Genomic DNA, 14,290 nt, shown 5'->3' on the forward strand with positions numbered 1-14,290 from the left:
AGGGAAATTATGATCCCTGAAAAAGATATAATAGTTTAGTTTAAGTGAGATTTAGGGGCTGACTTATTCTTAAAATAGCTGGCTTTATTTTATAAAGCCAGCTTATTATAAACTTTTTTTTAATATATACAAAAAGCGTTGTCTACTTAGGTAACGCTTTTTTATTTATATTGCTACAATATTTTATACATGAGTAGCCCAAAAAGATTATTTGACTTTATTTACAACCAACAAGAAAAATTTCCTCAAGAAAAATGTTATGTCTATAAAAAAGATACTTATTGGGAATCAATATCTACGCAACAATTTTTAGAACAAGTAAATATTGCAAGTAGAGCATTGTTAAATTTAGGCATAAAACCAAATGATAAAATTGCTGTAATAAGTTCTAATAACAGACCTGAATGGCATGTTTTAGATATTGCTACATTACAAATTGGCGCACAAAATGTTCCTTTATATCCAACTTTATCAGAAAAAGATTACGAATATATCATCAATCATTCTGATGCTTTGTATTGCTTTGTTTCTGATAAAGAATTACTTAAAAAAGTAACAGCTGTAAAAGCTAAAACTCAGTTAAAAGGAGTTTTTACTTTTGATGAAATCAATGCAAAAACCAACTGGAGTTCTTTTTTAGAATTAGGAAAATCAGAAGACAATCAACCTTTGGTTGAAAAACTAAAAAAAGCTGTAAAACCAGATGATTTAGCAACAATTATTTATACTTCTGGCACAACAGGAACTCCAAAAGGCGTCATGTTATCGCACAGAAACATTGTAGAAAACACACTTGTAAGTGCAGATGCATTAGATTTAAAAGGCACTCATCATCGGGTTGTAAGTTATTTACCAATCAATCATATTTTTGAACGTTTTGCCTCGTATTATTATCATTTAATGGGATTTGAAGTTCATTTTGCAGAATCCATAGAAAAATTAGGCGATAATTTAAAAGAGATTCAGCCACATTTTATACCTGTTGTTCCAAGGTTGATAGAGAAAGTTTTTGATAAAATTGTCGCCAAAGGAAATGAGTTATCAGGAATTAAAAGAGTCTTATTTTTTTGGGCTTTAGCTTTGGCAGGAAAATACAAACCGTACCATCAAAATTCTTTATTTTATAATTTTAAATTAAAAATAGCTCGCAAACTAATTTTTAGCAAATGGCAAGCAGCTTTAGGCGGCGAATTGCACTTTATGGTTTCTGGAAGTGCACCTTTACAAGAACGTTTGATCACAATATTTACTGCAGCTGGAATTCCGATTTTTGAAGGTTATGGAATGACAGAAACTTCTCCTGGAGTTTCAATTAACGATTTAAGAAACGATGGATTTAAAGTGGGTACAGTTGGTAAAATCTTAAAAAATATTGAAGTTAAGATTGCTGATGACGGAGAAATTTTAGTCAAAGGTTCTAACATCATGTTAGGATATTACAAAAACGAAGAATTGACACACAAAACCATAATTGATGGTTATTTACACACTGGAGATATAGGAACGCTAGACAAAGATGGTTTTCTGAAAATTACAGATCGTAAAAAAGAAATGTTTAAAACTTCTGGCGGTAAATATATTGCTCCGGCTGTTTTAGAAAGTGTTTTAAAACAATCCCGTTTTATTGAGCAAGCAATGGTAATTGGAGAAAGTAAAAAAATGCCCGCAGCATTGATACAGATTAATTTTAATTTTGTAAAAGAATGGGCAAAAAGAAAGAACTACAACATCACAAATGTAGCAACAGATATAAATGTAATTTCTAGAATACAGAAAGAAATAGACAACTATAATACAAACTTTGGTCGTTGGGAACAAATTAAAAAGTTTGAAATTACCCCAGAAGAATGGACTATAGAAGACGATTTACTAACGCCAACTATGAAAATGAAACGAAAAAACATCAAAAAAAAATACAACTATTTGTTTCAAAAAATATATAATTCTTAAAATAGTAACTAGGTAAATTTCTCTTGTAAAATCGAGCTATTTTTTATACTTTGCACTACTTTCAAACAGTTACTTTATGCCATCAACAATTACACGATTATTCGATTTCCCATATTACCAGTTAGAAAAATACAAGCTAAATAAAGCATTTACTTCTTTTAAAGATAATAAATGGTATTCGATAACCACTAAAGAATATATAGACCAAGCAAATCAAATTAGTCGTGGTTTATTGCGTTTGGGAATAAAAAAAGATGATAAAATTGCTGTTATATCAACCACAAACAGAACGGAGTGGAATATTATGGATATTGGAATTCTACAATTAGGTGCTCAAAATGTCCCTATTTATCCAACCATTTGTAAAGAAGATTATGAATATGTATTGAATCATTCTGGTGCAACATATTGTTTTGTTTCAGATACCGCCGTTTTAGAAAAATTAAATCAAGTTAAAGAAAACACGCAATTAAAAGGCGTTTATACGTTTGATGACATTAAAAGTGAACATCATTGGAGCGATATTTTAGAACTTGGGAAAGACGAAAGCAATCAGCCTGAAGTTGAGGCATGCAAAAACTCAGTAAATCCAGATGATTTAGCAACCTTAATTTATACTTCTGGAACAACAGGTAAACCAAAAGGTGTGATGTTATCTCACGGAAATATTGTTTCTAATGTTTTAGCAAGCGAAAAAAGAGTTCCGTTAGTTAGTGGTAATAGTCAAGCGTTAAGTTTTTTACCTGTTTGTCATATTTTTGAAAGAATGATTTTATATCTATATCAATATTGTGGTGTAGAAATCTATTTTGCAGAATCTATTGAAAAAATGAGCGATAATTTAAAAGAAATTAAACCTCATGTAATGACTGCTGTTCCTAGATTGTATGAAAAAGTATTCGATAAAATTTATGGTCGTGGAGCAGATTTAAAAGGAATCAAACAAAAATTATTTTATTGGGCCATTGAAATTGGTTTACAATACGAACCTTATGGAGCAAATGGCTGGTGGTACGAAAGAAAATTAGGAGTAGCGCGTAAATTAATTTTTTCAAAAATAAAAGATGGTTTAGGAGGTCGATTAGATTTAATGGTTTCTGGAAGTGCAGCTTTACAACCAAGATTAACTCGGTTTTTTGCTGCCGTAGAAATGCCGATTATGGAGGGATATGGTTTGACAGAAACATCGCCTGTTATCTCTGTGAATGATCAACGAAATGGAGGTTTTAGAGTTGGAACAGTTGGTAGAATTATTGATTATGTAGAGGTTAAAATTGCTGAAGACGGAGAAATTTTAGTAAAAGGTCCCAACATTATGTTAGGTTATTACAAAGACCCAGAAAAAACTGCAGAAGTAATGACTGGTGATTATTTTCATACTGGAGATATTGGCGAAGTGTCTAAAGATGGATTTTTAAAAATTACAGATCGTAAAAAAGAAATGTTTAAAACTTCTGGCGGTAAATATGTTGCTCCAGCCTTATTAGAAGGTGTTTTAAAACAATCTCGATTTATTGAGCAAATTATGGTGGTGGGTGAAGGAGAAAAAATGCCAGCAGCTTTAATTCAACCAAATTTCGAATTTATTAAAGATTGGATTAAAAGAAAAGGACATGCAGTTGGAACTTCTAACGAAGAAATTGCAAATTCTGAAATTGTTCATAATAGAATTCAAATAGAAGTAGACAATTGCAATGCCAATTTTGGAAACTGGGAACAAATCAAAAAGTTTAAATTAACTCCGGATGAATGGTCCATAGATGGTGGACATTTAACACCAACGATGAAAATGAAACGAAAAATCATCAAAGAAATTTATAAAGATCTATACGAAGAAATTTATAGAGGTTAATTTACTCTAAGCAGAGGTTGACATAAGATCATTTATAATGAAACTAAAATTGTGGAAAATTTATAGAACTAATGTAACATCGCTTCTTTTTTCAATAATTCAGGAAACTTCTTTTTAAACCGATTTAATCTCGGTATTGAAACATTTTTCACATACGGATTGTTCGGATTCAGTTTTTCATAATTTTGATGATATGCTTCTGCTGGATAAAAGTGCTGCAACTTGGTAACTTCTGTAACAATTTTTCCGTTGTAATATGAATTGTTTAATTCTTTAATGTGCTTTTCAATAATCTCTTTTTCAGAAGCATTTGTGTAAAAAGCAATGGATCTGTATTGGGTTCCAAAATCTGGATATTGACCATTTTTTGTGGTTGGATCATGAGAACCAAAAAATACTTTTACCAATGTTTTAAAACTCACTTTTTTAGGATCATAATACACAGCAACCGACTCTGCATGCCCTGTTTTTCCTGTTCCAATTGATTGATACGTTGGATTTTTTGTAAATCCGCCAGCGTAACCAGAAACGACTTCTTCTACTCCATCAACACTTTCAAAGATTGCCTCAACACACCAAAAACATCCGCTTGCGAAATAAGCAATTTTTACTTCTTGATTTTGAAATTTGTGTATTGTTTGTTGTTCAGAAGAATTGGAAAAACTCATCAATAAGAAGAACAAAAAAGTAAAAATTACAGTGTAAAAAGGTTTTATAAATTTCATGATATCGATTTCTATTTTTCAACTTGGTCGTAAGATAAAAAGAAATCATACAATTGTTAAAAACTTTAGCAATCCAAATACAAGTTTAGTTGTAAAACACTCTCGAGTTACTTACATTTGTTTCTATAAAGAAATGATGATTTCATGGAACAATTTATAGTATCTGCACGTAAATATAGACCACAAGTTTTTGCTGATGTTGTTGGACAACAAGCAATTACTAATACGTTAGAAAATGCTATAAAAAACAATCACTTAGCACAAGCATTATTGTTTACAGGTCCGCGTGGAGTTGGAAAAACATCGTGTGCACGGATTTTAGCAAAACAAATAAATCAAGCAGGAACCATAACTACAGATGATGAAGATTTTGCTTTTAATATTTTTGAATTAGATGCTGCATCAAACAATTCCGTGGATGACATCAGAAATTTAACAGATCAAGTTCGCATTCCGCCACAAACAGGAAAGTATAAGGTTTATATTATTGATGAAGTTCACATGCTTTCTTCAAGTGCTTTTAATGCCTTCTTAAAAACATTAGAAGAACCGCCAGCACACGCAATTTTTATTTTAGCAACTACAGAAAAACATAAAATAATTCCGACGATTTTATCGCGTTGTCAAATTTTTGATTTTAAAAGAATTGGCGTTTTAGATGCAAAAAATTACTTAAAAGTGATTGCTGAAAAAGAAGGAATTACTGCGGATGATGATGCATTGCATATTATCGCTCAGAAAGCAGATGGAGCCATGAGAGATGCCTTGTCAATTTTTGATAGAGTCGTAAGTTTTTCTGGAGATAAACTAACAAGAGAAGCCGTTACGGAAAATTTAAACGTGTTAGATTACGATGTGTATTTTAACATTACAAATTTAATTTTAGAAAACAAGATTCCAGAAATTTTAGTAGCCTTTAACGAGGTATTATCAAAAGGTTTTGAAGGACATCATTTTATCAACGGCTTGGCTTCTCATTTTAGAGATTTATTAGTTGCCAAAGACAAAGCTACTATTGATTTATTAGAGGTTGGAGATGCTGCAAAAAAGAAATATTTAGAGCAGTCTACCAAAGCTAATGTACCTTTTTTAGTGGCTGCGATAAATAAAGCAAACGATTGCGATTTAAGTTATAGAGCTAGTAAAAATCAACGATTGTTGGTTGAATTAACGTTAATGCAAATTGCCTCTATCACTTTTGATGGAGAAAAAAAAAAATCAGCTAACTACATAATTCCGGCTACATTTTTCACCTCAATTTCTCCAGTTGCAAAAGCAATTACAGTTAAAAGTAAAAAAGTTATTGCTACAATTGAAGCACCTAAAACACCAATTCAGAAAGTTGTTTTACCACCAAAACCAGTTCTTAAAAATGTAACCAGAAGAACTTCTTCATTATCTTTAAAAAGTGTTCACTTAAAGAAAGAAGACAAAAAAGAAGTAATTATTGATGAGAATTTTGACAATCATCCAAAAGATGCTTTTACACAAAAAGAACTTGAAAAAGCGTGGAAATTATATCATACAAAATTAATTAAAAGCGGTCAAAAAAGCATTGCAGCCACTTTTAATGCGGACCTTCCTGTTTTAAACGAAAACTTTACAATTAGCCTAACATTACCAAATTCGTTAATGCAAAATCAAATTGAAAAAGAAAAACCAAAACTTATAAAACACCTAAGAAGTACTTTAAATAATTACGGAATTGAACTATTAATTATTGTAAATGAAACAGTTACCAAAAAATTTGCGTACACACCTCAAGAAAAATACGAGAAATTATTAGAGAAAAACCCTGTAATGGCAAAATTAAAAGATGTATTTAAATTAGACGTATAATTTGCGTAGCGTTGTTTAATTTATATCTTTAGCTGAATTAAATCAAGCCAATGCCAATAAAATCAGTACTTATCTTTTTAATCGGATTTATAATTGTTGCAATTGCGGCAAATCAAGTTGCTAAAGTTTTTCAAAAAATAAAATTTCCGCTGATTACTGGCTTAATTATTACAGGAATTATTGCGGGTTCTTCAGTGCTCAATTTTATTCCTACTGATGCCATAGATAAATTACATTTTTTAAACGAAATTGCGCTTGCTATCATTGCATTTTCTGCGGGCTCTGAATTGTATTTAAACGATTTAAGAAGCAGAATACAAAGTATAAAATGGATGACAATCGGTCAACTCATCATCACTTTTGTTGCCTCTTCAATTACCATCTATTTTGTAGCAGATTCAATTCCGTTTATGGCAGATTTATCAGCAAAATCTAAAGTTGCTATTGCTATTTTATTCGGAACTATTTTTGTGGCTCGCTCACCTTCATCAGCAATTGCAGTAATTAATGAAATGCGGGCAAATGGTCCTTTTACAAAAACGGTAATGGGCGTAACAGTTGTAAAAGATGTATTGGTTATTATTCTTTTTGCAGTTTGTTTTTCTATTGCAAAAGCATTTATAAATGAAGAAGAAATTGGTTTCTTCTTTTTAGTGATTTTGTCTTTAGAATTGCTTGCTTCATTTATCATTGGATATCTTTTAGGAAAATTATTACAAGTTCCTTTTGTTTATAAAATTCCGCATAGTTTAAAAGCCTTTTTAATTGTAGCCATAGGTTATGGAGTGTATATTTTTGCATATTATGTAAAATTAGAAACGTCTATTTATTTACATCATGAATTTGTTTTAGAGCCGCTTTTAATTTGTATTATTGGTAGTTTTACACTCACAAATTACAGCAAACACAGAATAGAATTTTCTGAGTTATTACACGAAATTAGTCCATTTATTTACATCATTTTCTTTACATTAACTGGTGCTTCTTTATCATTACAAGTTTTATATAGTGTGTTCGGAATTGCATTTGGCTTGTTCTTTTTACGATTAATTACTATGTTTTTTGGTGGATTATTTGGAGTTTATGCAGCTAAAGACAAGAAAGAATATCGGTTTATTGCTTGGATGCCTTATTTAACGCAAGCGGGTGTTGCATTGGGTTTAGCGACCATTGTTGCCAATGAATTTCCAACCTGGGGGCACGAGTTTGAAACCATCGTTATTGCCATTATTGTAATCAATCAATTGATTGGACCACCATTATTTAAATGGGCTTTAAACTTTGTAAAAGAAAGTCATACCAAAGCAAGTTTACAAAAATTTGACGGCACAAGAGATGCGGTGATCTTTGGAGTTGAGAGTCAATCTTTGGCGTTGGCAAATCAATTAGAAAAAAATAAATGGGAAACTAGAATTGTAGGATTTGATGCAACTGATTTTCATAAAGAAACAGAGTATGATTACATTCATTTAGAAGATATTTCGTTACAAAGTATTTTAACACTTCAATTAGAAAAAACAGAAGGAATTATTTTAATGTTAAGTGATGAAAAAAACTATCAACTGGCAGAAATCATTTACGAAAACATTGGCACAGCAAATGTGGTTGTTCGCTTAAATAAAAGAGAAAATTTTGATAAATTCCATAAACTAGGAGCTTTAATTATAGAACCAGCAACCGCATTGGTAAGTTTGTTAGATCATTTTGTGCGTTCTCCGAATGCTACTTCTCTCTTACTTGGCATGGACGAAGGTCAAGATTCTATGGATATTGAAATCAGAAATCAAGATATCCACGGAATGCGTTTACGTGATTTACGTTTGCCTTCAGACGTGTTGGTTTTATCGGTAAAAAGAAAAGGGCAATTGTTAGTTTCTCACGGTTATACCCGATTGCGTTTGGGTGATATTATGACCTTGGTAGGTTCTGAAACCAGCTTAGAAGAATTAAAATTTAAGTTTGATACTTAATAAATAAGATAAAAGACCGCTTTGCTTTTAGCAAAAAAGATGAATGACTAAATATATTGTTTTTATGAAAAAAATAATTACATATTGCATACTACTACTCTCTTTTGCCTGTTTCTCTCAACAAAAAAACACAAAAAAATATAGTTTGCGTAAATACGCACATGTAAAATCTTTTTACAAAGGAATGTCTAAAAAAGCTACTACATTATGCTTAGACAATAATATTCCGCCTGCAGCATTATTAGCTATTACAGGTTTAGAATCTGGTTGGGATAGCGGTTATATTGGGCAAATTACAGGAAACATTTTAAGTTTAGGAACCAGAAGAGGCGATACAGAATTGCCTGCTTTACGTTTGCCAAGGGCACTAAAAACAAAAAAGATTTTATTTGATTCTTTAGAGATTCTAAAGTATTCTAAAAAGGAATTAAAATGGGAAAATAGACCCGAAAGTTTAAAAAAAGATTACCGTCCAAAATCGATTGCTGGCACAAAATATAAATTGGGATATTTTAAACACAATCCAACAGCAAAAGCAAATGCTCATGTGGCAAATATTAAAGATTTTGTTACTGTATTTATCGGAAGAAAAAGCAGGATAAAAGCATATCGAGAAACTCGTAAAAAAATGGATGCTTTGGTTGCTAAACATGGCAAAAGCATTTTACTCAAAGAACAAACTGCTATTGATTTTATCAACGGAATTGGCGGAAAATTGAACTCGTATAATTATAGAAAAACGTGGCCTAAAAAAGTGATTTACATCATTAAAAATGCTGGATTAACATCACTTACAAAACAATTAAACAAAGGAGTTTCTTTTGATAAAAGTTGGAGCAATTAAAATTCTAATGTCTTTCCTAAATACATTAACATATTTCCTTTTTCTACATTCATTTTTTCTGAATACGAAGAAATAATATGTATCACACCATCGTTGCTTTTTACAAATACTGGAATCGAAGCAATTTCTGCATTTAACTTTCCAATTTTAGTAATATAATCTTCATTAGAAAGTATTTCTACTTCGTTAACTTTTGGATTCTCTCTTACAACTTCACTTAAATTAATAAAATCATCGGTATGAGAAAACAAGCCAATTTCAGGAGTTCCATCTGGGTTTTTCATTTCGTCTGATGAAATTAAACGAAACGCTCCTTGTTCGCCAAAATGTTTTTTATATTTTGATAAAGCATATTCATTTACAACAGAACTTCCGGTTAAAGACATTAAATAGCCAATATCATTTAGTTCTATGTTTTCCGATAAATCATCGTCATAAACACTTGCTTCAATTGCTTCTAAATGCATTGCTTCTGCTTTTTTAATATGATTTGGATTGCTATCAATCAACACTACTCTTCTATCGTTTTGCTTCAAATAAGAAGCAATTAAACGCGAAGCTGGCGAAGCACCAATAATTAAAATTCCGTCTGATGAAGTTAAAAATACACCAACAATTTTAGCAAAAACTCGTGCAGTTGTTGCGTTTAATAAAACGGTTCCGAGTACAATCATAAATACCAAAGGCGTAATGTATTCTGCGCCTTCAACTCCTTGTTTCAATAATTTACTTCCAAATAAAGATGCAATTCCTGCCGCTACAATTCCTCTTGGACCAACCCAACTGATAAATAATTTTTCATTAACTTTTAATTTCGAATTATGCGTACTTAAAAAAACTGCTAACGGTCTAATTACAAAAACGATAACTGCAAATAAAACACCCGTTTTCCAATTATACAACAGCATTAAATCTTTAATATCAATATTTGCTGCAAGCAAGATAAACAGAATAGAAACGAGTAAAAGACTTAGCGATTCTTTAAAATACAATAACTCTTTGATGTTTTTTAATTTTCCGTTTCCTAAAACCATTCCCATAACAACCACCGCTAATAAACCAGATTCGTGCGCAAAAACTTCTGACTCCACAAAAACCAATAATACGGTTGATAATGATACGACGTTTAATAAATAATGTGGAATTAATTTTTTATTGATGACGAATGCCAGCGCATGTGCAAAGGTAAATCCGAAGGATGTTCCGAATAATAATATTTTACCAAATTCCATAAAAGCAGTTTTTGTAAAACCGCTATCGCCACCAACGCTTATAAATTCAAAAACCAACACAGCAACTAAAGCTCCAATTGGATCAATTAAAATTCCTTCCCATTTTAACACGGCAGAAACATCTTTCTTTAATGGAATATTTCTTAGAATTGGTGTAATAACTGTAGGTCCTGTAACGATTATCAACCCAGAAAAAAGAAAGGAAATTTCCCAACTTAAATGAAAAAGATAATGTGCTAAAACTCCAGCTCCAAAAAAGGTGACTGCAGAGCCAATGGTAATTAATTTTGTAATTGAAGGTCCAACATTTTTAATTTCATCGCGTTTCAAGGTCAATCCGCCTTCAAAAAGGATTACACTAATTGCAAGAGAAACAAAATAATACAAACCATCTCCAGGAAATAATCCTTTTTTACCATTCCAAATAGGTTCAATCCATTTAGAACCGTCTTCGGTCAAGAATTCAGCTGCAATTGGCCCAACAAATAAACCAATTAATATTAATGGTAAAATTGCTGGAATTTTAAATTTCCACGCAACCCACTGTGCTAATATTCCTAAAATAATTATTCCTGCTAATTCTATCATAGTTCACAAATATAGAAACGGAAAGATAAAAAAAAAAGAAGTATCTCAAGACAATCTACCATTAAATAATCATTAGTTTTGTAATTCAATATTTCAACAATTTATGTTAGGATTACAGTTTGAAACCGAAACTTCTTGGGCAGAAATAGCCAAAGATAATTTACAGCAAATATTAACAGATCATGCATTCTTAGAACAAAAAGCGGCTTCAAATGCAGTTTCTTTGATTATCAATTATTCTGAGGAAACAAAATTGGTACAAGCAATGAGCAAAATTGCCATTGAAGAAATGGAGCATTTTAAAATGGTACACGATTTTATGGTAAAACGTGGAATGGTTTTAGGACGAGAACAAAAAAACGATTATGCTATTCAACTGATGAAATTCTTCAAAAAAACGGGTGACAGAAAAGAAGCATTAATTCAGCGTTTATTAATTGCTGCGTTGATTGAAGCGAGAAGTTGCGAACGATTTAAAGTGTTTTCTGAAAATATGGAAGACAAAGAGTTATCAAAATTCTATAAAGATTTAATGATTTCTGAAGCCAATCATTATACTGTGTTTTTAGGTTTTGCTCGCGAATATGAAGAAAGAAAAACTGTTGACAAACTATGGTGTTCTTTATTAAAGTTTGAAGCAGAAATGATGAGAAATCGTGGAACAGAAGCGAAAGTTCATGGGTAAAATCCCATCTTAATCTTCCCAAAGGGAAGAAATTTTCACTCTTGAATTTGAAACTAATAAAAATAAATGTTTAGTAAAGAAGAAGCTGCACAACTTAGAAAAGACTTTTGGATTGCTTTCGGAAAATCATTTCCTAGAAAATGGATCAAATACAATACACAAATTAAAGGTTTTTCTTTTAAGTTTGTTGCAGAACGCAAACAAGCAATGGTTGTGTTGGATATTGAACATCCTTATGAAATACAGAACGAATTGTTGTTTGAGCAACTCCATTCTTTAAAATCAATTTTAACTGAACAATATCTTTCTGAAGTGATTTTTGATAAGCAATACGAATTAGATTCTGGTAAAATTATTCATCGTGTTTATGTAAAATATCCAAATAAATTTAGCATTTACAATAAAAATTCTTGGCAAGAATGTTTTGAATTTTTTGTCAAAAGCATGGAACAGTTTGAGTTGTTCTTTTACGAATACGAAGAGTATATCAAACAAGCGATATAATATACATCTTTAGTTTTGTCATTCCTGCGGAAGCAGGAATCTAAACGACACAAAATAAAAGCTCCGAAACTTTCAATAAAACAAATTCTTCATAAATAAGCTTGCGTTAAGGATTGCAGTGGAAATCCTTTTTATGTCAGTTTGAGTATCACGCCAAAGCATGATGTATCGAGAACAAATAAAAAGATTGCAATGAAAAGCCTGACCTTACGTAGCTTTTGCGAAGTAAGGGAACGCCCAGCTTTTTATTATTATTTTATAAACTGAATGCTAAAAGGATAATTTGGCGCTTCGTTATTGTTTGCTCTGATGGCATTTATAACTGGAAAAATCAAGTAGAAAATTCCGATAATAATAAATCCAACAATTCCTAATCCTAAAAATAAAATTAAAGGAATACAGATTAAAATGTAAATAAACATTGAAATTCTAAAGTTTAAAATTGCTTTTCCGTGTGTATCCATTCCGTAAACTTCATCTTTCTTTACAATCCATAAAATTAATGGAACAATAAATCCACCAATCCTAGAAACAAAATCTAATAACTGGCTTAAATGTGTTAATACGAGTAATTGTTTGTTTTCTTTCATCTTGATAAATTTTAGTAGTTGATCTATTAATAAGACTACAAAAATTGTGTTTTGTTACAAAATTTGAGTTTTTCAAACTAATTTAACTACGTATATTTGTGCCATGATTCAAAACGATACTATTATTGCGTTGGCCACTCCATCTGGAGTTGGAGCTATTTCTGTGATTCGTCTTTCTGGCGAAAAATCGATTGAAATTGTGGATGCTTTTTTTCAATCTGTAAAAAAAGGAAAAATATTAGGCAATCAGAAATCGCACAGCATTCATTTAGGTCATATTATAAGTAATGACGTACTCTTAGATGAAGTATTAGTTTCCGTTTTTAAGAATCCAAATTCGTATACTGGCGAAAATATCATCGAAATTTCGTGTCACGGTTCTGTGTTTATTCAGCAAGAAATTATACAATTGTTTTTGAAAAATGGTTGTAGAATGGCAGATAATGGCGAGTTTACCATGCGTGCTTTCTTAAATGGAAAAATGGATTTATCGCAAGCAGAAGCTGTGGCGGATGTAATTGCTTCAAATTCGGCTGCAAGTCATCAAATGGCGATTCAGCAAATGCGTGGCGGAATTACCAATGAATTGAAAGAATTACGTACGCAATTGTTAGATTTTGCTGCTTTGATAGAATTAGAACTCGATTTTTCTGGTGAAGATGTTGAGTTTGCTGATAGAACAAAGTTTAAGGAATTGGTTGCACAAATTACTTCGGTCTTAAAACGTTTGATTGATTCGTTTGCTTTTGGAAACGCCATGAAAAACGGAATTCCAGTTGCCATTATTGGCGAGCCAAACGTTGGGAAATCAACCTTGTTAAACACACTTTTAAACGAAGAAAAAGCCATTGTTTCTGAAATTGCAGGAACCACTCGTGATGCTATAGAAGATGAACTCATTATTAATGGTGTTGCATTTCGCTTTATTGATACTGCCGGAATTAGAGAAACGGAAGATATTGTAGAAAGTATCGGAATTAAGAAAGCCTACGAAAAAGCAGAAAATGCGCAGTTGATTATCTTTATTATAGATCCGAGAGAAGAAAAAAGAAAAAAGAGAAAAGAAGAAATTTTATTGATTCAAAATCGCTTTCCAAATAAACGATTACTTGTTGTTGCCAATAAAATAGACTTAATCTCTTCTGAAGAAGCTGCTGTTTTAAAAAATGAGATTGAAAATTTAATTCCATTATCCGCAAAAAATAAAACAGGAATTGACATCTTAACCAACGAATTGACTTCATTAGTAAATACTGGCGCTTTAAGTAATAACGAAACCATTGTTTCTAATTCACGTCATTTTGAAGCTTTAAATAATGCTTTAGTAGCCATTACTTCTGTACAACAAGGTATTGATTTAGAAATTTCTACCGATTTATTTTCTATTGATATCCGTGAATGTTTGCGTCATCTTGGGAACATTACTGGAGAATATGATGTTGACAAGGACATTTTAGGACATATCTTTTCTAATTTTTGTATCGGAAAATAAAACAAAAGGTCTTTAATTA

11 protein-coding genes are annotated in these 14,290 nt (G+C 31.3%); 8 read left to right on the plus strand and 3 right to left on the minus strand.

Going from position 1 to position 14,290, the window contains the following annotated elements; translation table 11 throughout:
* Window positions 1-189: 189 nt before the first annotated feature.
* Together KCTC32516_RS10685 and KCTC32516_RS10690 are read left to right on the plus strand one after the other, a co-directional pair.
* Window positions 190-1,950 carry an AMP-dependent synthetase/ligase gene (locus KCTC32516_RS10685; protein WP_301400431.1) on the plus strand — a complete coding sequence of 587 codons (1,761 nt, stop codon included), beginning with the start codon at window positions 190-192 and terminating at the stop codon, window positions 1,948-1,950.
* Between the two features lie 76 nt (window positions 1,951-2,026).
* A complete protein-coding gene (locus KCTC32516_RS10690) occupies window positions 2,027-3,802 on the plus strand; it encodes an AMP-dependent synthetase/ligase (RefSeq protein WP_301400432.1) in 1,776 nt (591 codons plus the stop codon).
* A 68-nt stretch (window positions 3,803-3,870) separates the two neighbouring features.
* On the opposite strand, the gene msrA is transcribed toward KCTC32516_RS10690, so the two are convergent.
* A complete protein-coding gene (msrA, locus tag KCTC32516_RS10695) occupies window positions 3,871-4,527 on the minus strand; it encodes a peptide-methionine (S)-S-oxide reductase MsrA (protein ID WP_301400433.1) in 657 nt (218 codons plus the stop codon).
* Between the two features lie 144 nt (window positions 4,528-4,671).
* On the opposite strand from msrA, the gene dnaX reads away from it, so the two are divergent.
* The 3 genes from dnaX to KCTC32516_RS10710 all read left to right on the plus strand — a co-directional run bounded on the left by dnaX (window position 4,672) and on the right by KCTC32516_RS10710 (window position 9,180).
* Entirely contained in the window at window positions 4,672-6,366 is a 1,695-nt protein-coding gene (gene dnaX, locus KCTC32516_RS10700) for a DNA polymerase III subunit gamma/tau (RefSeq protein WP_301400434.1), read from the plus strand.
* 50 nt (window positions 6,367-6,416) lie between these two features.
* Complete coding sequence (locus KCTC32516_RS10705; RefSeq protein WP_301400435.1) at window positions 6,417-8,336, plus strand: cation:proton antiporter domain-containing protein; 1,920 nt, start codon at window positions 6,417-6,419, stop codon at window positions 8,334-8,336.
* A 64-nt stretch (window positions 8,337-8,400) separates the two neighbouring features.
* Window positions 8,401-9,180 carry a hypothetical protein gene (locus KCTC32516_RS10710; protein ID WP_301400436.1) on the plus strand — a complete coding sequence of 260 codons (780 nt, stop codon included), beginning with the start codon at window positions 8,401-8,403 and terminating at the stop codon, window positions 9,178-9,180.
* Here the strand turns inward: KCTC32516_RS10710 and KCTC32516_RS10715 are convergent.
* Window positions 9,177-11,000, minus strand: coding sequence for a cation:proton antiporter (locus KCTC32516_RS10715; RefSeq protein WP_301400437.1), 1,824 nt, complete (start codon window positions 10,998-11,000; stop codon window positions 9,177-9,179). The genes KCTC32516_RS10710 and KCTC32516_RS10715 overlap by 4 nt on opposite strands.
* 103 nt (window positions 11,001-11,103) lie before the next feature.
* Here KCTC32516_RS10715 and KCTC32516_RS10720 point away from each other — a divergent pair, with 103 nt between their 5' ends.
* Together KCTC32516_RS10720 and KCTC32516_RS10725 are read left to right on the plus strand one after the other, a co-directional pair.
* Window positions 11,104-11,685 carry a MiaE family protein gene (locus tag KCTC32516_RS10720; RefSeq protein ID WP_301400438.1) on the plus strand — a complete coding sequence of 194 codons (582 nt, stop codon included), beginning with the start codon at window positions 11,104-11,106 and terminating at the stop codon, window positions 11,683-11,685.
* Between the two features lie 66 nt (window positions 11,686-11,751).
* Window positions 11,752-12,189, plus strand: a complete 438-nt coding sequence (locus tag KCTC32516_RS10725; protein WP_301400439.1) for a DUF4268 domain-containing protein — start codon at window positions 11,752-11,754, stop codon at window positions 12,187-12,189.
* 251 nt (window positions 12,190-12,440) lie between these two features.
* On the opposite strand, the gene KCTC32516_RS10730 is transcribed toward KCTC32516_RS10725, so the two are convergent.
* Window positions 12,441-12,779 (minus strand): DUF4870 domain-containing protein, encoded by a 339-nt coding sequence (locus tag KCTC32516_RS10730; RefSeq protein WP_301400440.1) that lies wholly within the window; start codon window positions 12,777-12,779, stop codon window positions 12,441-12,443.
* 103 nt (window positions 12,780-12,882) lie between these two features.
* Between KCTC32516_RS10730 and mnmE the strand changes: the two genes are divergently transcribed.
* Window positions 12,883-14,271, plus strand: a complete 1,389-nt coding sequence (mnmE, locus tag KCTC32516_RS10735) for a tRNA uridine-5-carboxymethylaminomethyl(34) synthesis GTPase MnmE (RefSeq protein ID WP_301400441.1) — start codon at window positions 12,883-12,885, stop codon at window positions 14,269-14,271.
* Window positions 14,272-14,290 lie beyond the last annotated feature (19 nt).

This window comes from Polaribacter huanghezhanensis (genome assembly GCF_030444335.1).
Taxonomy (GTDB): Bacteria; Bacteroidota; Bacteroidia; order Flavobacteriales; family Flavobacteriaceae; genus Polaribacter; species Polaribacter huanghezhanensis.

Excerpts from the sequence above, each read along its gene's own strand:
- KCTC32516_RS10710 (WP_301400436.1), top strand. The coding sequence starts at position 8,401 with ATGAAAAAAATAATTACATATTGCATACTACTACTCTCTTTTGCCTGT.
- mnmE (WP_301400441.1), top strand. The coding sequence starts at position 12,883 with ATGATTCAAAACGATACTATTATTGCGTTGGCCACTCCATCTGGAGTT.
- KCTC32516_RS10685 (WP_301400431.1), top strand. The coding sequence starts at position 190 with ATGAGTAGCCCAAAAAGATTATTTGACTTTATTTACAACCAACAAGAA.
- KCTC32516_RS10705 (WP_301400435.1), top strand. The coding sequence starts at position 6,417 with ATGCCAATAAAATCAGTACTTATCTTTTTAATCGGATTTATAATTGTT.
- KCTC32516_RS10715 (WP_301400437.1), bottom strand. The coding sequence starts at position 11,000 with ATGATAGAATTAGCAGGAATAATTATTTTAGGAATATTAGCACAGTGG.
- dnaX (WP_301400434.1), top strand. The coding sequence starts at position 4,672 with ATGGAACAATTTATAGTATCTGCACGTAAATATAGACCACAAGTTTTT.
- msrA (WP_301400433.1), bottom strand. The coding sequence starts at position 4,527 with ATGAAATTTATAAAACCTTTTTACACTGTAATTTTTACTTTTTTGTTC.
- KCTC32516_RS10730 (WP_301400440.1), bottom strand. The coding sequence starts at position 12,779 with ATGAAAGAAAACAAACAATTACTCGTATTAACACATTTAAGCCAGTTA.
- KCTC32516_RS10720 (WP_301400438.1), top strand. The coding sequence starts at position 11,104 with ATGTTAGGATTACAGTTTGAAACCGAAACTTCTTGGGCAGAAATAGCC.
- KCTC32516_RS10690 (WP_301400432.1), top strand. The coding sequence starts at position 2,027 with ATGCCATCAACAATTACACGATTATTCGATTTCCCATATTACCAGTTA.
- KCTC32516_RS10725 (WP_301400439.1), top strand. The coding sequence starts at position 11,752 with ATGTTTAGTAAAGAAGAAGCTGCACAACTTAGAAAAGACTTTTGGATT.